Raw genomic sequence first — 21611 nt, forward strand, 5'->3', positions numbered from 1 at the left:
CCGGCACCGCACACGCCGCCACGGACACCGGAACCTCCGCCACCGGTACCAGCAGCGGGACCGGGACGATGGGCGTGCCCGCCGCCGGGAACCCCGGGCCCGGCCGTCCCATGCCGGGGCCCGGCTCCGACCTGCCGGTCGACCCGGACGACATGCGGCACGGCTGACGGGGCATCGCGGGCGGGATCCGCCGCCGGCCGCAGGGCCGGGCGGGATCCCGCTCCCCCGCGTCCCACCCGCCCGGCGCGGCACCACGGCGGGACCGGTCCGGCACGGGATTCTGGGGGTCGTCCGGCCGACGGGCGTCACCCCCACCCCCACTACCCCCGAGGTAGTCATGAACTTTCCTCTGCCCGACGACGTGACCGAGCTCAAGGCGGTCATCGGGCGCGAGATCGCCGCCCTGCGCGCCGACGTACGGCGCAAGACGGGGACGCGCCAGCCTCCGCCGCTGGCCCAGGACCGCGCCTCCCCGCTGCAGAGCACGGCCGTCCTGCCCCGGAGGGCCGACGCCTCGCTCTCCACGTCCTGCGTGTGCGGCAAGCAGGAGGACGGCAGGCCCGTCGGCGTGGACGACGAGGAGCACGATCCCTGGTCGTGCATCTGCGCCACCCTGCCCGCGATCCCCGTGTCGGCGGCGCTCCTCGCGCCGGTGCGCGACGACGACGGCGGCGTCGTGGACTTCGTCATCCGGGCCGGGAACCACATCCGGTCGGCGGAGTGGCTGGAGGCGCCGGCCCATCAGGTGGGCCAGCGGTTCATGGAGGCACGGCCGGGCGCCGCCGCGAGCGGTCTGCTCGCGGCGCTCAGCGAGACCCTCACCACCGGGCTCCCCATGGAGAGCGTGGTCGTGGACTACACCGAGGAACGGCTCGGCCGCCTCCACCGCGCCCAGCTGCTCTACTGCGCCGCCTCCTGCGGCGGCCAGCTGGTCGCCACCTGGCGCCCGGTCCGCAGCCAGGCGGAGCTGCTGACCGTGGACGCCCAGCACCTCGCGTCGATGGGCTGGGGCCACTGGGACCTGCTGTCGGGCAAGGTGACGTGGTCCGAGGGGCTGAGCCGGATTTTCCGTACGGACCTGAACATGCCGTGGTCGCTGGAGGAGCTCTGCGACGCGCTGCTCCCCGCGGACACCACGGCCTTCGCCGAGTTCATCACGGCCGTCCTCGCCGGGGAGGAGCCCGCGTGGACCCGGATCCGCTTCCTGGTCCTCGGAGAGGTGCGGACCCTCGACCTGCTGGGCCGGCCGGTCGCCGGGACGGACGGGCGGCCGTGGGCCGTGCACCTCGTCGCCCGCGACCTCACGCCGCAGATGCGCAGCCGCCGTCGGCTGGTGGAGACGGAGCGGGAGACGGAACGCCTGCGGCAGCAGGCGGAGGCGGAGCGCGAGGTCGCGGGGATGCTCCGGGAGGCGCTGCTGCCCACCCACTCGGAGCAGCTGGCCGCGGTCGGTCTGACGGTGGCGGCGGCGTACCAGCCCTCCGAGGCCGACTCGGCCGTCGGGGGCGACTGGTACAAGTGCCGTCTCCTTCCCGACGGGCGGGTGCTGGTCGCGATGGGCGACGCCTGCGGGCACGGGCTGGAGGCCGTGGCCCGGATGGCGCAGCAGCGTCACGCGCTGGCGGGTCTGGCGCAGACCGGCGCCCCGGCCGGGGAGATCATGACGTGGCTGAACGAGCTGGTGTGCAGCGATCCGTCGGGCCAGACGGCCACGGCGATCGCCGGCCACCTCGACGCCGACCGGGTCCTGCACTGGGCCGACGCGGGGCACCCGGCGCCGGTGGTGCGCCGCGAGGGCCGCGCCTTCCCGCTCGCCACCGAGCAGCGGGGGCCGCTGCTCGGGGCGTTGCCGGGGTACGCGTACGAGACGTCGGCGTACCCACTGCAACGCGGTGACCTGCTGCTGATGTACACGGACGGCATGGTGGAGCGGCGCGGCGAGGACATCACGGAGGGCATCGACCGGCTCGTGCGGACGGTGGGGGACGCGGCGGGGCTCACCCCGCACCAGACCATCGACCGGCTGGTCGAGGACCACGCCCGCTCGGGGCACGACGACGACGCGTGCCTGCTGGCGATCCGGGTCGACTGACATACGACCGACGGATCGGGGGAAGGGAAGCCCCCCAGGGTATTCACCACCACAAACCATGACAGAAAGGCGAGCCCTCCATGGACGGGATCGTGCTGTTGCGCGAGGACCACAAGACGGTCGAGAAGCTGTTCAAGCAGTTCGAGAAGACCGACGACGACGCGCACTCAGAGCGGCGGAGCATCGTCGACCAGGTGATCGAGGAGCTGACGGTGCACGCCTGGATCGAGGAGCAAATCTTCTATCCGGCGGCCCGCGAAGGCGCCCCCGACACGACCGATCACATCCTGGAGAGCGTCGAGGAGCACCACGCGGTGGTGTGGATGCTCTCCGAGCTCAAGGACATGGAGCCCGCCGACGAGCGTTTCAAGGCGAAGATGTCGGTCCTGATGGAGAACGTCCGCCACCACGTCGAGGAGGAGGAGCAGGAGTGGTTCCCCGAGGTCCGCAAGGCCCTGGGGCGCAACCGCCTGGTCGAACTCGGCGACGAGATGCGGAAGGCCAAGGAGTCGGCTCCGCGCGACCCGCTCGCCGTCCCCAGCGCCACCGATGCCTAGCCCCGCCCCGGCACCGGGCGGGACCGGTGACGTCTCGCTGGCCGTGAACGGCTCGCCGCGGACGCTGCGTCTGGACAACCGCACCACCCTGCTGGACGCCCTGCGGGAGCACCTGGACCTCGTCGGCGCCAAGAAGGGCTGCGACCACGGGCAGTGCGGGGCGTGCACGGTCCTCGTCGACGGGCGGCGGGCCAACAGCTGCCTGCTGCTCGCCGTGGCGTGCGACGGCTCGGAGGTCACCACGGTGGAGGGCCTCGGCGCGGACGGCCTGCTCCACCCGGTCCAGGAGTCGTTCGTCGCCCGGGACGCCCTGCAGTGCGGCTACTGCACCCCCGGGCAGATCTGTTCCGCCGTCGGCATGCTCGGCGAGGCCGCCGAGGGGCACCCCTCCCTGGTGACGCCCCCGGACCGGCCGTCCGAGGGCGGTCCCGCCGCGCTCGACGCCGAGGAGATCCGGGAGCGCATGAGCGGCAACCTCTGCCGCTGCGGCGCCTATCCGAACATCGTCGACGCGATCCAGGAGGTGGCGACGCCATGAAGCCGTTCGCCTATCTCCGCGCCGGTACGGCCGACGAGGCCATCGAAGCGTTCGGCACCCACCCCGAGGCCCAGTTCCTCGGCGGCGGGACCAATCTGGTGGACCTGATGAAGCTGGGGGTCGCCGCCCCGGAACTCCTCATCGACGTGAGCCGGCTGCCGCTGGACACGGTCGAGGAGACGCCCGAAGGGGGCCTCGACATCGGGGCGAGCGTCCGCAACAGCGACCTGGCCGCCCATCCGGCGGTCCGGAGGCGGTACCCCGCTCTCTCGCAGGCCTTGTTGTCCGGTGCCTCCGGGCAGTTGCGCAACACCGCCACCACCGGCGGGAACCTGCTCCAGCGCACCCGTTGCCCGTACTTCCAGGACCCGTCGAAGCCCTGCAACAAGCGGGAGCCGGGCACGGGCTGTCCCGCCCGGGAGGGGGCCCACCGCGATCTCGCGGTCCTCGGCCACTCGGCCCACTGCGTGGCGACCCATCCCTCGGACATGGCCGTCGCGCTGGCCGCCCTCGACGCCGTGGTGCGGCTGCGCGGCGCGGACGGGACGCGCTCGGTCCCCGTGACGGACTTCCACCGGCTGCCCGGCGACTCCCCCGAGCGGGACACCGTCATCCGCCCGGGTGAACTCGTCACGGGCATCACCCTGCCGCCCCGCCCGGCGGGAACGCGCAGCGCCTACCGCAAGGCCCGGGACCGCGCGTCGTACGCGTTCGCCCTCGCCTCCGTCGCCGCCGTCGTGCGTGTGGAGGACGGGGTCGTCGCGGACGCGGCGCTCGCCTTCGGCGGGCTCGCGCACCGGCCGTGGCGCGCCCGGGCCGCCGAGGACGTGCTGCGCGGGGCGCCCGCCACCGCCGAGACCTTCGCCCGGGCGGCCGACGCGGAACTCGCCGCGGCCGAGCCGCTGCGCGACAACGGCTTCAAGGTGACGCTGGCGCGGAACCTCGCCGTCGACGTCCTCAGCCACCTCGCCGCCTCCTCCGACGGAGCGGGCGGCGCCGAAGGAGACCGGACCCCGTCATGAACGACCGACTCTCCCCCACCGATCGCCTCGCCGACGACGACCGGCAGGACGCCGCCTCCCCGCGGGCCACGGCATCCGCCGCGGAGCCGAGGACCGCGGCCGGCCGGAAGCCCGCCGACGCCCTCGGCAGCGACGTGCCGCGCCGCGAGGCCCGGCTGAAGGTGACGGGCGCGGCCCGGTACGCGGCCGAACACACGCCCCCCGGCTGCGCGTACGCCTGGCCCGTGCCGGCGACCGTCGCCCGCGGCCGCGTCACCGCCGTCCACAGTGACGCCGCTCTGGCGCTCCCCGGTGTCCAGGCCGTCCTCAGCCATACGAACGCGCCCCGTCTGGGCACCCCGGACGACCCGACGCTCGCCGTGCTGCAGGACGACCGGGTCCCCCACCGGGGGTGGTACGTCGCCGTCGTGGTGGCCGACACCCCGGAGAACGCCCGGGCCGCCGCCGAGGCGCTGGGCGTGGAGTACGCGACCGAGGAGCACGACGTACGGCTCCGGGCCGACCACCCGGGGCTCTACACCCCGGAGGAGGCCAACGGCGGCCACCCGGCCGTGCGGGAACGCGGCGACTTCGACGCGGCCTTCGACGCCGCCGACGTCCGGGTCGACGCGACGTACACCATGACGGCGCAGCACAACCATCCGATGGAACCGCACGCCGCCACCGCCTGGTGGGACGACGAGGGCCGGCTGACCGTGCACGACTCGAGTCAGGGGTCGACGACGGTACGCGACACCCTGGCGGGCCTGTTCGGCCTGCCCTCCGAGGCGATCACCGTCGTGTCCGAGCACGTCGGCGGCGGCTTCGGCAGCAAGGGCACGCCCCGCCCCCATGTGGTGCTCGCGGCGATGGCCGCCCGGCACACCGGTCTGCCGGTGAAGCTGGCCCTCCCCCGCCCGCACCTCGCCGCCGTCGTGGGCCACCGGGCGCCGACCGTGCAGCGCGTCCGGATCGGCGCGGGCGGCGACGGCGTCATCACGGCGCTCGCCCACGAGATCGTCACCCACACGTCCACGGTCAAGGAGTTCGTCGAGCAGGCCGCCGTCCCGGCCCGGACGATGTACACCTCGCCGGCCGGCCGCACCGTCCACCGGGTGGTCGCCCTCGACGTGCCGACGCCCTCCTGGATGCGCGCTCCGGGCGAGGCCTCGGGGATGTACGCCCTGGAGTCGGCGATGGACGAACTCGCCGTCGCCACCGGTATCGACCCGGTGGAACTGCGCGTGCGCAACGAACCGGACACCGAGCCGGACAGCGGGCGGCCGTTCAGCAGCCGGCACCTCGTCGACTGCCTCCGCGAGGGGGCCCGGCGCTTCGGCTGGGACCGCCGCGACCCCCGGCCCGGCGTGCGCCGTGAAGGGGACCTGCTGCTCGGCACCGGCGTGGCCGCCGCCACCTATCCCGTGCTGGTCAGCCCCTCCACGGCCGCCGCGCACGCCGCGCCGGACGGCACGTACACCGTCCGCGTCAACGCCACCGACATCGGTACGGGCGCGCGGACCGTGCTCGCGCAGATCGCCGCCGACGCCCTGGGCGCGCCCGTGGAGTCGGTGCGCGTCGAGATCGGCAGCAGCGGGCTGCCCGACGCCTCGCTCGCGGGCGGTTCGTCGGGCACCGCGTCCTGGGGCTGGTCGGTGCACAAGGCGTGCACCGAGCTCGCCGGGAAGCTGCGCGGACACTCCGGGGCGCTGCCGCCTGACGGCCTGTCCGCGACGGCCGACACCGCGGAGGAGGCCGGGCGCGAGACCCCTTACGCGCGGCACGCGTTCGGGGCGCACTTCGCGGAGGTCCAGGTCGACACCGTGACCGGCGAGGTCCGGGTGCGCCGGCTCCTCGGCGTCTACGCCGCGGGCCGCGTGCTCAATCCCCGTACCGCCCGCTCCCAGTTCATCGGCGGGATGACGATGGGCATCGGGATGGCCCTGACGGAGACCAGCTCCCTCGACGCGGCCTTCGGCGGCTTCACCGAGCGCGATCTGGCGTCATACCACGTGCCGTCCTGCGCGGACGTGCCGGCGATCGAGGCGCACTGGCTGGAGGAGGACGATCCGCACCTCAACCCGATGGGGAGCAAGGGGATCGGCGAGATCGGCATCGTCGGCACCGCCGCCGCCCTCGCCAACGCCGTCCACCACGCGGTGGGCGTGCGGCTCCGGGACCTGCCGCTGACGCCGGACCGTCTCCTCCCCCACCTCACGGACGGGCCGGATCCAGGAAACGACCCCGCGCGGCCGCGAGGGTGAAACCGGGGCCGAATCCGATGAGCAGGCCCTCGGCGTCGTGAGGGGGCGGTGCGTCGAACGTCCGGGCCAGGACGTCGAGGACGGCCCCCCCGCCGAGGTTGCCGCGGGCGGCGAGACTGGCCCACGAGTGTGTCAGGTCGCCGGTGGCCGGGTCGGGGTCCAGGCCGAGTCCGTGGGCGGCGTCGGTGAGGATCCGGGGACCGCCGGGGTGGACGACCGCGAAGTCGAGCGGGCGTCCGCCGAGCCATTTCGTGAGGGCGGGCAGGCAGTCGTTCAGGGCGCGGGTGGCCGACGGTGCGGAGTCGAAGGCGAGGCCCGCCGCGGACAGCCGGCCCCGGTAGCGCTCGATGCTGTCGGGCAGGACGTACTCGTAGGTGTCGTCGAGCAGGAGGCGCGGGCCCGGCCGTGCCGGTGCGCCGGAGGCGACGACGGCGGCGGCCCCGTCCCCGAACAGCGCTTTGTAGATCATCGATTCGCGGCTGGTGTCGGCGTGGTTGTACGTGGCCGCGGACAGGCACTCGGCCACCACGACGAGGACGTGGGCGCCGGGGTGGAGGGCGATGTCCCGGTGGGCGTAGACCAGGGACTGCGCGCCGCCCGCGCAGCCCAGGGTGGCCAGGGGGATGCGGCGTATGTCGGGTCTCAGGCCCAGTTCGTGGACGAGGTGGATGTCGAGGGACGGCACGGTCCAGGAGGTGGTGTGGCTGGTGACGACGCAGTCGACGTCCTCGGGCTCCAGGCCGGCGTGGGTCAGGGCCTGCCGGCCGGCCTGGACCGCCAGCCGCAGGGCGTCCGCGTAGGCGGCCCGGTTGCGTTCCTCGACGGGGGCGTCGCCGGAGACGGTGGGGGCGGACAGGGGCCGGGTGAAGTGGCGGGTCGCGACCGTCGTCGCGCGGGCGATCCGCAGGAACGCGTCGAGCCGGGGCAGGTCGGGATGGGCGCGCCGGATGTCCTCGCACAGCTCGTCGGTGGTGACGACGTGCTCGGGCAGGGCGATGGCGGGCCGGGCGAGATACGTCAAGGCTGACTCCCCTGGGTGGGTCGGGCGGGCGTACGGGAACGGTAAGCGAGGAGTCCTCGCCGATGTCCCGTACGGCGGGCGTCAGGAGCGCAGGGGGGCGGTGAGGACGGGGTCGCGTTCGGTCAGCGACGCGCCGGGGGTGTAGAGCAGGAGCATGACGCGGGCGCCGGGCGAGGTGACGGGCTCGGCGACGCAGGTGGTGACCCAGCCGGGGCCGTGGACCGCGTGGTTGACGGGCCGTTCGGAGCCGTCGGGGTACGGGACCGGGGAGGTGGCGGTCTCGCGGTAGAGGGGGCCGGCGACCGGGTCCTTCAGCACCTCGGCCTCCATCCGCGCGAGCGCCGGGTTGTGCGGCCGCATCTCCACGGCGTGGCGCAGCTGGGGCATGACGAGGGGCGCCCAGCGGGTCTCCCAGTCGATGAGGACCTCGGAGCGGGCCTCGGGGTCGAGCAGCATCCAGCGCATGGTGTTGGCGGGCGGCCGGCCGCCGGGGAAGAGGTGGCGGTACTCCCGGTTGTGGGCGAGGACGTTCCACTCGGCGTCGTTGATGTAGGCCAGGGCACCGGTGATCTGGTCGACGACCCGCTGCCATACGCCGGGTACGGACATGCCCGAGTCGCGGTGCAGGGTGAACGGCGGGTTCTCGCGGCGGGCCAGGCGCCACAGGAACGTCCACTCCTGTTCGTTCAGCCGGAGGACCTTCGCCACCGAGGTGAGGAATTCGTTGCCGGGGTTGGCCAACTGGCCGTTCTCGAACCGGTTGTAGGTCCCGGGGGCGCGGTTCAGCAGCTCGTCCATCTGCTCCTGGCTCAGCCCGGCCGCCCGGCGGCCGGGCCCGGGTATGCGGGGCGGGAATCCCGCCGAGACGGGATCGATCGCGGCCCGGCGCTCCCGGAGGAGCTGCTTCAACGGCCCGCGGACACTTGCGACTCGCACGTGACACACCTTCGCTCGCTCGGACTTCGCCGACGGGACGGCGTCGGTCTTGTCGCGTCAATTATCTGCATCCGTACTCCCTGGAAAGCTCCGCCCCCGGGGCGCGAGACTCTGACCCACGGAACTCACCCCCCTCTTCACGGACGGGACGGGTAAGACCGCGGCCGGTGTCGACAATCGCCATTGCGTAGCGTCCTCGGTACCGGCCGCAGCGGGTACACCAGTACGACATCCCCCTGTCACCTGGGCCCGCGACCGGCCCAGGACGGCACCCTCGCCGCCGTGGGCCGCGGCGTCCCGACGGCACCCTCGCCGCCGGTCCGCCGGCCCTGGCGGCACCCTCGCCACCCGGGCCACCTGGCCGGCCCGGGCAGCACCCCCGCCCCCGGGCCGGCCACAGAACGCCCTCGCCGGAGCCCCGGCGCCGGCGTCACCAGGGCCGCGGGCCCGGCCTGATCCGAACGAGAGGCCCTAGACTCGGCGGATGGCCAAGTACTTCGACGTCCACCCCGACAACCCGCAGCCGCGCACCATCGGCACGGTGGCCGACAGCATCCGTTCCGGCGCGCTCGTCGCCTATCCGACGGACTCCTGTTACGCCCTGGGGTGCCGGGTGGGCAGCCGGGACGGCATCAGCCGCATCCGGACGATCCGGAACCTCGACGACCGGCACCACTTCACCCTCGTCTGCGAGAGCTTCGCGCAGCTGGGGCAGTACGTGCACATCGACAACAACGTCTTCCGCGCGATCAAGGCGGCGACGCCCGGCAGCTACACCTTCATCCTGCCCGCGACGAAGGAGGTGCCGCGCCAGCTGCTGCACCCCAAGAAGAAGACGGTCGGCGTCCGGATCCCCGACCACACCGTCGTCCAGGCGCTCCTCGCCGAGCTGGGCGAACCGCTGCTGTCCAGCACCCTGCTGCTGCCCGACGAGGCCGAACCGCTGACGCAGGGCTGGGAGATCAAGGAACGGCTGGACCATCTGGTGGACGCCGTCCTCGACTCGGGCGACTGCGGCACCGAGCCGACCACCGTGATCGACTTCTCCGGCGACGGCGTGGAGATCGTCCGCCGGGGAGCGGGAGACACCACGCCCTTCGAGTAGTCCCGCGCCCGGACGTGCCCGCCTCCCTCTGGGTAGGGCGGACGCGGCGGTTGAGTACCGGTACTCACGTCGGCGGCCGGCCCGCCGCCGACGATGGAGGGGTACGACACCGCCGAGTCCGAGTCCGGGAGAACCGCCCATGCTCAGCCGCATCGCCGACGTCCTGGTGCCCGCCGTCGGCCGCCTGACGGTCACCACCGACACCGACACCGCCTTCGCGCCCGGCAGCGTCATCGCCGCCAACCACACCTCGCTCGCCGACCCCGCCGTCGTGCTGGCGGCGCTGCGGCGCCTGGGCGTCGAGCCGGTCGTCCTGGCCACCGCCGGCCTGTGGCGGATCCCGCTGCTCGGGCGCGCGCTGGCCCGTGAGGGGTACGTTCCCGTCCACCGCGGCGACCGCAGGGCCGCCGACTCCCTGACGGGCGCGGCGCGGGCCCTGGCGGACGGCCGGATCGTCCTGATCTACGGCGAGGGCGGGATCCCGAGCCGCGCGGACGCGGACGAGGCGGCCCCGGAGGCGTTCCGGAGCGGGCTGTCCCGGCTCGTCGCGCACACGGGAGCGCCCGTCGTGCCGCTCGGTCAGGCGGGCGCCCGGCGCATCACCTCGGGGAGCCTCACGAAGCAGATCGCGGGGCTGGTCACGGCGCCGCTGCGCCGGCCGGGCCTGCACGTGCACGTCGGTGCGCCCGTGGTGCTGACGGGCGAGGGCCCGGAACGGACCGCGCACGCCCGCGCGGCGGTGACGGCGGCCTGGCGCACGGCGGCCGCCCACCTCGGCGAGCCGGTCGCCCTGGCCGCCTGACCCGAAGGCCCGGGACCCGTTCGGGTCCCGGGCCTTCCGGTCGCGCACGCCCACGCGGCGCGGTCCGAGCCGGGGTCAGCCGATGGACCGGATGGTGTTCCAGCCGCTCGCGCCGACCGTCGTGCGCTCGCCGTCCACCGGGTGGCCGGCCGAACCGGTCTCGCCGGCGTAGAACATCAGGGTGCCGGCGCCCTCGTTCGTCGTGGTCCACAGGTCGGCGACGCCGTTGCCGTCGGCGTCGGCCGCACCCGCGATCAGGGGGCGGTTGACGAGGCCGTAGCCGTGGCCGTAGAGGGTGCGGTCGTCGAAGCCTCCGCCGTCGCGGCCCCGGTAGAGCCACAGGTCGCCGGTGGAGGTGTTGCGGGCCAGCAGGTCGGGCCGGCCGTCCCGGTCGGCGTCGCCGGGGGCGGTGAGGGTCATCGCGTCCCAGCCGCCGTTCCCGATGAGGACGGGGGCGGCCACGGCGGGGGCGGCGCCGCGCACACCCGCGTAGAGGAAGAGCTTGTCGTCGTACGAGAGGACCGCGTCGGGGTGGCCGTCCCGGGTGACGTCCCCGGGGCTGACGACCTTCGCGTCCGCGGGCAGACCGCCGGCGACCGTGACGGGGGCGGCCAGTGAGCCGTCGCCACGGTTGGCGTAGACGCGCAGGTCGCCGCCCACCCGGGCGACGACGTCCTCCGTGCCGTCTCCGGTCCAGTCGCCGCGGTGCGCCACGGAGGCGCTCCCCCAGCCGCCGGTGCCGACGATGTCGTGGGCGCCGGGCACGCCGCCGGTCCCCTTGCCGTGGTAGAGGCGCAGCTTGCCCAGGTCGTCGACGGCCAGCAGGTCCGGCTTGCCGTCACCGGTCATGTCGCCGGGGACGGGTGCGTCGCGGAGATAGGCGATGACGGGGGCGTGGTCGGAGTAGCCGTTCGGCGGGTTGGTCGCCTCGGAGCCGGCGTTCCGGGTCCGGTCCATACGGGACTGGTCGACGGTGCAGGCCACGAAGCGGGCGCCGGCGGCGCGCGGGGTGGTGAACAGGTGGTCGAGCCAGTGGCGGCTGGGCGCGGCCGCGGTGGGGGCCCAGTACTGGTAGGTGTGGTCGCCGTCGACGCAGCGGTCCAGCTTCGAGGTGATCGGGGTCAGGTCGGCGGAGGCGGCGTTGCGGTTGAAGTCGCCGCCGATCACCACTCCGGCCGGGATGTCGTCCGCGAGGTGGGCGGCGATGGTCTCGGACTGGCGCTTGGCGATGGCCGACTCGCCGGGGATCAGGTGCGTGCTGCAGAACGTGTCGGGCAGGCCGGTGACCCGGGCGCACACCATCGGCAGCTTGCGCGAGGACAGGTCGGCGGGCACCGTCTCGACCCGCTCGACGGGGCCGTCGAACGTGCCCTTGACGGCGAGCAGGACGCCCAGGTCGCCGCCGAGCGCCTCACCGCGGCAGCGGCTGTCCAGGTCCGACTCGCGGTTGCCGGGCGCGTGCGCGAAGGACCAGCCGTCGCCGAGACGTTCCTTCAGGAGCGCCATGTGGCTCTTGCGCCAGTTGGCACGGCGCTCGGCCTCGGGCGTGGCCTCGTCGTAGCCGCAGACCTCCTGGAGCATCACCACGTTCGCCTGGTGCTCGGTGACCAGCTGGGCGACCTGCTCCGCCTTGCGGTCGGGCTCGTTGCGGAAGGCGCAATAACCCTCCACGCCGCGGGGGCTGCCGGCCTCTCCACAGATGTTCCAGGTGACGACCCGCGTCTCCCCCGGGTACGGCAGGGTCGCCTGTGCCGTCCGGGCTGCCGCCGCCGTCTCGACCGCGGGCGCCGCCTGTACCGGCGCGCCGAGCAGCAGGCCGCCGGCGACGGCCAGTCCCAGCGCTGCCGTTGTCACTCTCTTCAACGTCGTTCCTCCCCTGAGGTCCGGTCCCGACGCGGGCCCGGACGCCGGGAGATCATCTCAGGCGCGAAGAGGCCAGGTCAGGGGAGGGCGGGGGAGGGCGCCGGGGCGGGATCAGGACAGGGGGACGGCGCGGACCGGGCCGCCGTGGCTCTGGTGTCCGCCGCTGGCCACCATGCGCACCTGTCCCTCGTCGTTGATCTCGGCCTGGACGATGCCCGTGTCGTCGGCGTAGACGGGGTGCCCGCCCGCGCCCTTGCGGTCGGTGCGGGTGACCACGATGGAGTCGCCCGAGACCGGAAATGTCAGCTCGTACCGTTCGACGCTTCCCATGCGCCCTTTATACCGATCGGGGCCAGGAACCGCGCATGTGCCGGGAGACCGTGCGGCCGGCTCCTCGGGGGCCGGTCGGGGAGCCGCGCGGGTGTCCCGGCGCGTCGGCGGCGACCGGTGTCGCCGCCGAACGGGTCACGCTCCGGGGCGCTGCGCCCCCGGAGCCCCGGTCACCGCAGGGCCGCGCGCCGCGGCTCACCGCAGGGCCGCGCGCCGTGGCTCACTGCAGGGCGCGCACCGCCGCCCGGAAGAGCGCCGGTGCGCGGCGCGCGGCGGGGACGACCAGGCGGGCGGCGGCGGGGTGGCGGGTGGCGCACAGGAGGGCCTCGGTCAGCAGGCGGTGCCGCCGCGTCAGCCGCGCCCAGCGCGCGGGGTACTCCTCGGGCCGTCCGGCGGCGAGGCAGGCGACGGCGGCCGTGGCGGTGGCCGCCGCGAGGGCGATGCCCTCCCCCGTGAGGGCGTCGACGTAGCCGGCGGCGTCGCCGATGAGCAGCACGCGCCCGGCCCGCACCTCGCGTGCCCGTCGGCGCAGCGGTCCGGCGCCGCGCACGGGACCCGCCTCCAGGCCCCGGAGCGAGGCGGCGAGGCCGGGGAAGGCGGCCAGCCGTTCCTCGTAGGGGCGGCGGTCGTGGCCGAGGAGGGCCACGCCCACCAGACGGTCCCCGACCGGTGTCACGTACGCCTCGCCCCGGGACGACCAGTGCACCTCCACGAGGTCCGTCCAGGGCGGGATCCGGTAGTGGCGGCGCAGGCCGTAGCGCCGGACGGCGCCGACGGGCAGGTCGAGGCCCAGTTCGCGGCGGAGCGGGGAGTGCAGGCCGTCGGCGGCGATCAGCCAGCGGGCCGTCGTGCCGGCGGCCGTGACGCGGGTGTCGTCCTGGTGGACGTGCCCCACCTTGCCGGGGACGATCCGGACGCCGAGTTCCACGGCCCGTCGGTGCAGGGCCTCGTGCAGCGTGGTCCGCCGGACGCCGAGGCCCGTACCGCCGTGGAAGGCGGCTTCGACCTCGCGGCCGCCGTCGGTGTAGCGGATGCCGCGCAGGTCCCGGCCGGCCGGTTGTACGCCGAGCCGGCGCAGGGCCGTCACCCCGCTGGGCATGATTCCTTCGCCGCAGGCCTTGTCGACGGGCCGGGCGCGCGGTTCGACGACGACGGTCTCCAGGCCCGCCCGCGCGGCCTGGATCGCGGCGGCCAGGCCCGCGGGTCCGCCGCCGGCCACCAGGAGGTCGATCACGCGCGGACGTCCGCTCCGCCCGCCGTACGCGCGGGGCTCGGGGTGGCGGCGGCGCCGAGCGCCGTCTCCTCGCAGCGGATGCGCACGGTCATGAGCACGGTGTTGAGCAGGGTGAAGACGAGGGCCGTGATCCAGGCGCCGTGGACGAGCGGCAGCGCGAGCCCTTCGACGGCGACGGCGACGTAGTTGGGGTGGCGCAGCCACCGGTACGGCCCCCCGGTGACGAGGGGGAGGCCCGGCACGACGATGACACGGGTGTTCCACCGTGGTCCGAGCGTGGCGACGCACCACCAGCGCAGCGCCTGCGCGGCGATGACGCCGACGACCATGGTCCAGCCGAGCCACGGTACGAACGGGCGCCCGGCCAGTGCGGTTTCGGCGAGGCAGCCGGCCAGCAGGCCGGTGTGCAGGGCGACCATCGCCGGATAGTGGCCGCGGCCGCTCTCCCTGCCTCCTCTGGCCCTGCTCCAGCGGGTGTTGCGCAAGGCGACGCCGAGTTCGGCGAGGCGTTCCACCGCCACGGCCAGCACCAGGCCGGTGTACCAGATCACGTGTCCTCCGTCCTACCAGCGCAGGAGCACCAGTTCGCTGCAGAATCCCGGTCCCATGGCCATGAGCAGGCCGGGCGTTCCCGGCTCGGGTCGTCGCTGCTCCAGGGTGTCCCTGAGGACGTGGAGGACCGACGAGGAGGAGAGGTTCCCCACCTCGGCGAGGGAGCGCCAGGTGATGTCGAGGGCGCCCTCGGGCAGTTCGAGCACCTCGGAGACGGCTTCGAGGACCTTGGGGCCGCCGGGGTGGCAGACCCAGTGGGCGATGTCCTTCGGCTTGAGGCCGTGTTCCTCCAGGAAGCCGCGGACGTCGTCGGCGAGGTAGCGGCGTACGACGTCGGGCACTCCGGGGTCGAGCACGACCTTGAAGCCGGAGTCGCGGATCTCCCAGCCCATGACGCCTTCGCTGTCCGGGTACATCCGGCTCCGCGTGTCCACGACCTCGGGCCCTCGCCCGCCCGGCCCTCGCCCGCCCGGCTCGCGCATGTCCGCCTCGCGTGGGTCCGGGGTTCCGGGCCCGGGTGACGCGGGTCCGGGCGGGGCGGCGGTGGCGCGGGGCTCGTGACGGTCGCCGGTGGCGACCACGGCCGCCGCGCCGTCGCCGAAGAGCGCGGTCGCCACCAGGTTGGCGGGAGCGGCGTCCTGGCGCTGGAAGGTGAGGGTGCAGAGCTCGACGGAGAGGAGGACGGCCACGTGGTCGGGCCGGCCGACGAGATAGTCGTGGAGCCGGGCGACTCCGGCGGCTCCGGCGACACAGCCCAGGCCGAAGACGGGCAGGCGCTTCACATCGGGTCGCAGCCCCAGGCGTCCGACGAGCCGGGCGTCGACGGAGGGGGCGGCGACGCCGGTGACGGAGGTGAACATCAGCAGGTCCACGTCGGTGGGCCGCAGCCCCGCGGTCCGCAGCGCGCCCCGGACCGCCCGGCCGCCGAGCTCGACGGCCTCGTCGATGAAGACGTCGTTGGCCGCCCCGAAGCCTTCGATGGCGCCGTACCGCTCCAGGGGCAGCACCATGTGGCGGGTGTCCACCCGGGCGTTGCGGTGGATCCGGTCGAGGACCCGGCGGTCGGCGCCCGGCGGGAGGCAGGTGCGCGCCACCATGTCGGTCACGTCGCGCTGGGTGTGGCGATGGGGAGGGACGACACCGTGCACGGCCGCGATCCGGGTCATCCGGTCTCCTGAGGGGGAGGCGTCATGGCGTCATCCTGCACGCGGAATCGGGGCGAAGGTGACATTGCTCCCGCGCGTCCGCCGCTTTGGTGCGCGTTTCACGCGGTTTCCGGCGGGTGGGCGTCATTACGATCGCCGGATGGACACCGTGGAGGCGGCGCAGGCCGTGCAAGAGCCGCGGGCGGGCGCCGCGTCGGCGCGGCCGCGCGGGCGGGTGGCGGGTCTGGCGCTGTCCTGCCACCCGGGGCCGGTGGTCGCCGTCGTGACCCTGACGGCCGCCTTGTGCGCCGTGGCGGGTCTGGGCGTCTTCGACGGCCTGGCGGTCGTCGGCGCCGTCCTGGCCGGCCAGCTCTCGGTCGGATGGTGCAACGACGCCTTCGACGCCCGTCGCGACGCCGGGGCCGGGCGGCGGGGCAAGCCGGTGGCCGACGGCACGGTGTCCCGGCGCGCGGTGTGGGCAGCGGCGTTCACCGCCCTCGCGCTGTGCGTGCCGCTCTCCCTGGCCTGCGGTCTCCTCGCGGGTACGGCGCATCTCGCGGCGGTCGCGGCGGCGTGGCTGTACAACGTGTGGCTGAAGGCGACCGCACTCTCCTGGCTGCCGTACGTCATCGGTTTCGGCGGTCTGCCGGCGGTCGTCACGCTGAGTCTGCCGGGGCACCCCTGGCCTGCCTGGTGGGCGATGACCGCCGGGGCCCTCCTCGGACTCGCGGCCCATCTGGCGGACGCGCTGCCGGACCTCGCCGACGACGAGGCCGCCGGTGTGCGGGGCTTGCCGCACCGGCTGGGGTCCGCGTGGACCCGGCGCGTGCTGCCGGTCCCGCTCGTGGTGGCGACGGCCGTCCTGGCGCTGGGTCCGCCTGCCGGGGAATCCGGCGGGGGCCCGGCCGCACTCGTGGCGGTGGCGGCGGCCGTCGGCTGCGCGGGCCCGGTGCTCGGACGGTGGTGGCGCAAGGCGGCGTTCGCGGGGGCGGTGGCCGTGGCTGCGGCGGACGTGGCACTGCTCCTGGCGCGCGGCTCGCAGATCGTGTGACGTTCCGCCCGTACGGAGCGGGGTGATCGCGGGCTCCGGGGGCGGTCCCGCCGGAAGGGGATCGGCGGGGCCGCCCCCGGAGCCTCGCGGCCGCTGCCCGTGGGGGGACGAGGAGCGCCTTCCCCGGATCCCTCACCTCACACCCCCCTATGCGAAGACCGCGTGGGACGGCGGGCAGGCAGCTCTGGCAGAGCGCGGGTCAGGGCAGCGGGGTGCCGCCGGTCGCGTTGACGATCTCGCCGGTGATGTAACTCGCCTGCGGGGAGGCGAGGAAGACGTAGGCGGGGGCCATCTCGGCGGGCTGCGCCGGGCGGCCCAGCGGCGACTGCTTCCCGAACTCCACGGTGTCCGGCAGGGTCGCCGGGATGAGCGGCGTCCAGACCGGCCCGGGAGCGACCGCGTTGACGCGGATGCCGTCGGAGGCGAGCATCTGCGCGAGCCCCTGGGTGAAGGTGACGATCGCGCCCTTGGTCATCGCGTAGTCCAGGAGGTGCGGGCTCGGCTGGTACCCCTGCACCGACGTGGAGTTGATGACGACGCCGCCCTTGGGCATGTGGGGCAGGGACATCTTCGTCAGCCAGAACATGCCGTAGAGGTTCGTCCGCATGACGCGGTCGAACTGTTCGGTGGTGATGTCCTGGATGCCGGCGGGCTGGGACATTTGATAGGCGGCGTTGTTGACGAGGATGTCGATCCGGCCCAGCTCCTCGACGGCCCGGGCGACGAGCCGGGCGCACTGCTCTTCGTCGCGGATGTCGCACGGGACGGCCACCGCCTTGCGGCCCGCGTCCTGGACCAGGCGCCTGGTCTCCTCCGCCTCGGACTCCTCCTCCGGGAGATGGGTGAAGACCACGTCGGCGCCCTCGCGCGCGAAGGCGAGGGCCACGGCACGGCCGATGCCCGAGTCGGCGCCGGTGATGAGGGCCTTGCGGTCGTACAGCAGGGCGTGGCCGTGATAGGTCGTCTCGCCGTGGTCGGGCGGCGGGTCCATCGGCCCGGTCCAGCCGGGGTGCTCCTGGTCCTGGGCGGGGAAGTCCGGCCGCGGGTATCGGTCGGCCGGGTTCGGTACTGCGTCGTCACGGTGCTCCATCGGCACACACCTCCGCGGGGGAACATAACAGTGGATAACGGGCCCCTTCCCGGCGCGACCCGCTCGAATCCTCCGAGTGCCGCACGCTCCCGCCTCCGGTTCCGTCTCCGGCTCCGGCTCCGTCTCCGTCTCCGCGAAGGCCGCCTACCCCGGGGGCCCCGGGACACGCCGGCGATACGGGTGGGACGCCGAGCGCCCGGCCATCCCCCTCGCCTGCCTCGCCTGCCTCGCCCGGTACGTCTCCGGGTGGGCTTCCGGGCGCACAGGCAACTCCCCTGCCGCTGTGGCCGGTTCCCCGCCTGAGGACGCCCCGCCGCCCGCACCCCCGCGGAGGCGATCGGCCGCGCACCCGGTAGGTTCGGATCATGGCTGTCATCCACCACACCACCCTGAAGCCCACCAAGCTGGAGCTGCTGACCTCCTGGCTTCCCGACCGGCCGTGGTACGTCGGCGACGCGAAGGGCGAGCCGCGGCTCGTCAAGGGGGGCGGCTTCCGGCTCGACGACCCCGAGGGCGAGGTCGGCATGGAGTTCATGGTCGTCACGGACACGTCCGGCAGCGAGCCGGTCTCGTACCACGTACCGCTCACCTACCGCGCGGCCCCGATCGACGGCGCAGCGGATGCCGAGCACGGTCTCGTCGGCACGCTGGAGCACGGCGTGCTGGGACTGCGGTACGTGTACGACGCCGCGCACGACCCGGTCGCGGTCGCCCAGGTGCTGGCCCTCCTCCAGGGCCGCGCCGAGCCGCAGGCACAGAGCGAGACCGACACCCCGGACCCCTCCGTGGTCCCCTCCTTCTCGGGGCCCGCGCGGGGGGACGTGGCCGGTCCTTCGACGGTGACGGACGGTCCTCAGGGGACCGACGTCCTCGTGCCGCTCACCGGGGACACGGGCACGTCGCCGAGCGCGCCGGACGCCCCGCTCCTCCTCCGGGTGACGCGCGTCCTGCGTCCGTCCGACTCGTCCGCCGCGGACGGGTCGCCTCTCGGAGACGTCACGGCCGGGTGGCACCTGCCGGACGGCACGGAGCACCGCGGCCGCTTCGTCGTGGCCCGCGCGGGCCACTGACGACGAGCGGCGCCTCACCACCCGGGCCCTCCACCGCCAGGCCTCCCGCCCGCCTCGCGGCACCCCGCCTGGACGACCGCGCCGCTCGCCCGCCCGCCCGCTTCGCGCCACCACCGCTCGAACGACCGCGCCGCCCGCCCGCCTCGCGGCACCACCGCCCGAGCGACCGCGTCCGCCGTCGGCGGGCGCGGGGCGTGACGGGGCGGCGCGGTAGAGTTGCCGGGGCGAGAGCGGCCCGACACGGTCCGCCGCCGCCCCGAGAACTCCGTCGAACGCCGGGCCCGAAGCCGTCCCCGGCCGTGATCCGAACCCCCGCGGGAGAGAGCGTGCGCGAGCCCATGCCGCACGGCACCGCCGCCTGTCCGCCGTGACACCCCTCGCCCGGACGCGGGCCCGGCCGTGACGTGAGCCCCCTCAGGCTCCCGCACCGCCTCCGCCCCGTCCCCGTGCGACGTCCGGTGTGACGTCCGGCCCGCCCCGGCGGGCCGTTCGCGGTGTCCGGCCCGGCCCCCGCGTCCTCCCCCTGCGTACCGCCCGCCCGCCGGAGCGGAACGCACCCGAGCCCGACAGGTCCTGCGCTCCGTTGTCCTCCTCCGCACCGCCCGCTCCGTCGTCCCCGCCCCCCTCCCCCGCGCCCCCCGCCGGCCGACCGTGCGTCCTGCGCCCGCCGTGGCTGAACGATCCGAAGGTGTGGCGCACCGAGGTGCTGGCCGGCCTGGTGGTCGGGCTGGCGCTGATCCCGGAGGCGATCTCCTTCTCGATCATCGCCGGTGTCGACCCCGCGATCGGCCTCTTCGCCTCCTTCACCATGGCCGTGGTCATCTCCGTCGTCGGCGGCCGCCGGGCCATGATCTCCGCCGCCACGGGAGCGGTGGCGCTGGTCATCGCCCCGTTGAACCGCGAGCACGGCCTCGGCCACCTCGTCGCCGCCGTGATCCTCGCCGGGATCTTCCAGATCGCCCTCGGGGCGCTGGGTGTGGCGAAGCTGATGCGGTTCATTCCCCGCTCGGTGATGGTCGGGTTCGTCAACTCCCTGTCGATCCTGGTGTTCATCACCCAGATCCCCGAGATGCGGGACGTCCCTTGGGCGGTCTATCCGCTGGTCGCGGGCGGGCTGGCGATGATGGTGTTCTTCCCGAGGATCACCACCGTGGTCCCGGCGCCGCTGGTCTCCATCGTCATCCTGACCTCGATCACCGTCGCGGCCGGGATCGCGGTGCCGACCGTCGGCGACCGGGGCGCCCTGCCGTCGTCGCTGCCGGTGCCCGGTCTGCCCGATGTGCCGTTCACCCTGGACACCCTGACCACGATCGCGCCCTACGCCTTCGCCATGGCCCTCGTCGGCCTGATGGAGTCGTTGATGACGGCCAAGCTGGTCGACGAGATCACCGACACCCGCTCCAGCAAGACCCGCGAGTCGGTCGGCCAGGGCATCGCCAACATCGTCACCGGCTTCTTCGGCGGCATGGGCGGTTGCGCCATGATCGGCCAGACGATGATCAACGTGAAGGTCTCCGGCGCCCGCACCCGGCTCTCCACCTTCCTGGCCGGTGTGTTCCTGCTGGTGCTGTGCATCGTCTTCGGCCCCGTCGTCTCCGAGATCCCGATGGCGGCCCTGGTCGCCGTCATGATCATGGTGTCGGTCGCCACCTTCGACTGGCACTCGATCGCGCCCCGGACCCTCCGGCGGATGCCGGCGGGCGAGCTCCTCGTCATGTTCGTGACCGTCGCGGTCGTCATCGGCACGCACAACCTCGCCATCGGCGTCGTCGTCGGTTCCGTGACGGCGATGGTCGTCTTCGCCCGTCGGGTCGCCCACTTCGCCGAGGTCACCTCGGTCGTGGACGCCGACGGCACCACGGTGGTCTACCGGGTCACGGGACAGTTGTTCTTCGCGTCCTCCAACGACCTCGTCGGGCAGTTCGACTACGCGAACGATCCCGACAGGGTCGTCATCGACCTGAGCGCCGCGCAGATCTGGGACGCCTCCTCCGTGGCGACGCTCGACGCCATCGAGACCGCCTACGGCCGCCGGGGCAAGACCGTCGAGATCACCGGGCTCGACGGCCGCAGCGCCGTGCTCCACGGCCGCCTCAGCGGCGAACTCACGAGTCCCTGACCGGTCGGGACGCCGAGGGGCCGTCCACGAGGGCGCGGGTGAGGGTCATCAGCCGTTCGCGGGCCTCCGGATCGTACGCCTGTTCGTGGGCGCGGGCGTCCGTGAACCGGTCGAAGTAGCGTCCGGTGGTGTCGGCGAGTTCGGGGTCGAGAACCAGCCGCACGGTCGGGCGTACGCCTTCCTCGACGCCGGTCAGCGGCGTGAGGCCGTACGCGCGCACCCCCGCGGTGTCCATGAGGTGCGCGGGGTGGAGCGCGTTCACCGTGACGCCGGTGCCCTTCAGCTCCGTCGCCAGCTCGAAGGTCGCCATGATCATCGCGAGCTTGCTGCGGCAGTAGGCGCGGAGCCCTTCGTACCCCTCGTCGAGCATGACGTCGTCGAAGTCGATGCGCTCCTGCCCGAGGGAGGCGATGTTGACCACCCGGGCGGGGGAGGAGGCCGTGAGGAGGGGGAGGAGGGCGCGGGTCAGCGCGTACGGCGCGAGGTGGTTGACGGCGAACCGCAGCTCGTACCCCTGGGCGCTCCATTCCCGGCGCAGGGGGTCGGCTCCGCCTCCCGCGACGGCGTTGTGGACGAGGGCGTCGAGGCGGGTCTCGGCGGCGCGGACCCGGTCGGCCAGCTCGCGGACCTGGGTCAGGTCCGCGAGGTCGGCGCGGTAGGTGCGGACGGTGGCGTCCGGGTGGGCGGTCCGGACCTCGTCGGCGACGGCGGCGAGACGGGCGGAGTCGCGGCCGTGCAGCAGGACGGTGTGGCCACGGGAGGCGAGGTCGAGGGCGATCCCGCGGCCGAGGCCCTGGGTGGTTCCGGTGATGAGGACGGTACGTCGGTTCATGGCGCCGAT

At 74.3% G+C, this 21611-nt stretch carries 19 protein-coding genes; 10 read left to right on the forward strand and 9 right to left on the reverse strand.

What is annotated here, in order from left to right; genetic code table 11:
• Nucleotides 1-337 precede the first annotated feature (337 nt).
• From ACZ6RC_RS22510 to ACZ6RC_RS22530, 5 genes are all read left to right on the forward strand, one after another.
• A complete protein-coding gene (locus ACZ6RC_RS22510) occupies nt 338-2092 on the forward strand; it encodes a PP2C family protein-serine/threonine phosphatase (protein WP_469586024.1) in 1755 nt (584 codons plus the stop codon).
• A gap of 80 nt (nt 2093-2172) precedes the next feature.
• Nucleotides 2173-2649, forward strand: a complete 477-nt coding sequence (locus tag ACZ6RC_RS22515) for a hemerythrin domain-containing protein (protein WP_469586027.1) — start codon at nt 2173-2175, stop codon at nt 2647-2649.
• Entirely contained in the window at nt 2642-3187 is a 546-nt protein-coding gene (locus ACZ6RC_RS22520; protein WP_469586030.1) for a 2Fe-2S iron-sulfur cluster-binding protein, read from the forward strand. Before ACZ6RC_RS22515 ends, ACZ6RC_RS22520 begins: the two co-directional genes overlap by 8 nt.
• Complete coding sequence (locus ACZ6RC_RS22525; RefSeq protein ID WP_469586033.1) at nt 3184-4209, forward strand: FAD binding domain-containing protein; 1026 nt, start codon at nt 3184-3186, stop codon at nt 4207-4209. Before ACZ6RC_RS22520 ends, ACZ6RC_RS22525 begins: the two co-directional genes overlap by 4 nt.
• A complete protein-coding gene (locus ACZ6RC_RS22530) occupies nt 4206-6452 on the forward strand; it encodes a xanthine dehydrogenase family protein molybdopterin-binding subunit (protein WP_469586036.1) in 2247 nt (748 codons plus the stop codon). Before ACZ6RC_RS22525 ends, ACZ6RC_RS22530 begins: the two co-directional genes overlap by 4 nt.
• On the opposite strand, the gene ACZ6RC_RS22535 is transcribed toward ACZ6RC_RS22530, so the two are convergent.
• The gene (locus ACZ6RC_RS22535; protein ID WP_469586039.1) at nt 6403-7473 is read right to left on the reverse strand and encodes a PhlD; all 1071 of its coding nucleotides are present in this window, start codon (nt 7471-7473) and stop codon (nt 6403-6405) included. The two genes, ACZ6RC_RS22530 and ACZ6RC_RS22535, sit on opposite strands and share 50 nt — an antisense overlap.
• An 81-nt stretch (nt 7474-7554) precedes the next feature.
• Nucleotides 7555-8409: an MmyB family transcriptional regulator gene (locus tag ACZ6RC_RS22540; protein WP_453617770.1), complete on the reverse strand. Its 855-nt coding sequence runs from the start codon at nt 8407-8409 to the stop codon at nt 7555-7557.
• Between the two features lie 484 nt (nt 8410-8893).
• Between ACZ6RC_RS22540 and ACZ6RC_RS22545 the strand changes: the two genes are divergently transcribed.
• Both ACZ6RC_RS22545 and ACZ6RC_RS22550 read left to right on the forward strand, forming a co-directional pair.
• Entirely contained in the window at nt 8894-9514 is a 621-nt protein-coding gene (locus ACZ6RC_RS22545) for an L-threonylcarbamoyladenylate synthase (RefSeq protein ID WP_391133220.1), read from the forward strand.
• A gap of 139 nt (nt 9515-9653) precedes the next feature.
• On the forward strand, nt 9654-10316 hold the full coding sequence (locus tag ACZ6RC_RS22550) for a lysophospholipid acyltransferase family protein (protein ID WP_469586043.1): 663 nt from the start codon (nt 9654-9656) through the stop codon (nt 10314-10316).
• Between the two features lie 75 nt (nt 10317-10391).
• Here the strand turns inward: ACZ6RC_RS22550 and ACZ6RC_RS22555 are convergent, their stop codons facing one another.
• The 5 genes from ACZ6RC_RS22555 to ACZ6RC_RS22575 all read right to left on the reverse strand — a co-directional run bounded on the left by ACZ6RC_RS22555 (nt 10392) and on the right by ACZ6RC_RS22575 (nt 15461).
• Complete coding sequence (locus ACZ6RC_RS22555) at nt 10392-12170, reverse strand: FG-GAP-like repeat-containing protein (protein WP_469586047.1); 1779 nt, start codon at nt 12168-12170, stop codon at nt 10392-10394.
• Nucleotides 12171-12290: 120 nt separating this feature from the next.
• The gene (locus ACZ6RC_RS22560; protein ID WP_391133230.1) at nt 12291-12509 is read right to left on the reverse strand and encodes a DUF6296 family protein; all 219 of its coding nucleotides are present in this window, start codon (nt 12507-12509) and stop codon (nt 12291-12293) included.
• Between the two features lie 220 nt (nt 12510-12729).
• Nucleotides 12730-13743: an NAD(P)/FAD-dependent oxidoreductase gene (locus tag ACZ6RC_RS22565; RefSeq protein ID WP_469586051.1), complete on the reverse strand. Its 1014-nt coding sequence runs from the start codon at nt 13741-13743 to the stop codon at nt 12730-12732.
• The gene (locus tag ACZ6RC_RS22570; protein WP_469586054.1) at nt 13740-14294 is read right to left on the reverse strand and encodes an isoprenylcysteine carboxyl methyltransferase family protein; all 555 of its coding nucleotides are present in this window, start codon (nt 14292-14294) and stop codon (nt 13740-13742) included. The genes ACZ6RC_RS22565 and ACZ6RC_RS22570 overlap by 4 nt, the downstream gene beginning before the upstream one ends.
• A gap of 12 nt (nt 14295-14306) precedes the next feature.
• Entirely contained in the window at nt 14307-15461 is a 1155-nt protein-coding gene (locus ACZ6RC_RS22575; protein WP_469586057.1) for a type III polyketide synthase, read from the reverse strand.
• 139 nt (nt 15462-15600) lie between these two features.
• Between ACZ6RC_RS22575 and ACZ6RC_RS22580 the strand changes: the two genes are divergently transcribed.
• Entirely contained in the window at nt 15601-16491 is an 891-nt protein-coding gene (locus tag ACZ6RC_RS22580; RefSeq protein WP_469586060.1) for a UbiA family prenyltransferase, read from the forward strand.
• Between the two features lie 199 nt (nt 16492-16690).
• Here ACZ6RC_RS22580 and ACZ6RC_RS22585 read toward each other — a convergent pair whose 3' ends face one another.
• Nucleotides 16691-17581, reverse strand: coding sequence for an SDR family oxidoreductase (locus ACZ6RC_RS22585; RefSeq protein WP_391133242.1), 891 nt, complete (start codon nt 17579-17581; stop codon nt 16691-16693).
• Nucleotides 17582-17946: 365 nt separating this feature from the next.
• Here ACZ6RC_RS22585 and ACZ6RC_RS22590 point away from each other — a divergent pair, with 365 nt between their 5' ends.
• Both ACZ6RC_RS22590 and ACZ6RC_RS22595 read left to right on the forward strand, forming a co-directional pair.
• Nucleotides 17947-18651 (forward strand): maltokinase N-terminal cap-like domain-containing protein, encoded by a 705-nt coding sequence (locus ACZ6RC_RS22590; RefSeq protein ID WP_469586063.1) that lies wholly within the window; start codon nt 17947-17949, stop codon nt 18649-18651.
• 583 nt (nt 18652-19234) lie between these two features.
• On the forward strand, nt 19235-20770 hold the full coding sequence (locus tag ACZ6RC_RS22595; protein ID WP_469586066.1) for a SulP family inorganic anion transporter: 1536 nt from the start codon (nt 19235-19237) through the stop codon (nt 20768-20770).
• On the opposite strand, the gene ACZ6RC_RS22600 is transcribed toward ACZ6RC_RS22595, so the two are convergent.
• Nucleotides 20757-21602, reverse strand: coding sequence for an SDR family NAD(P)-dependent oxidoreductase (locus ACZ6RC_RS22600; protein ID WP_469586068.1), 846 nt, complete (start codon nt 21600-21602; stop codon nt 20757-20759). The genes ACZ6RC_RS22595 and ACZ6RC_RS22600 overlap by 14 nt on opposite strands.
• Nucleotides 21603-21611 lie beyond the last annotated feature (9 nt).

It is taken from the genome of Streptomyces sp. NPDC048353 (genome assembly GCF_055587165.1).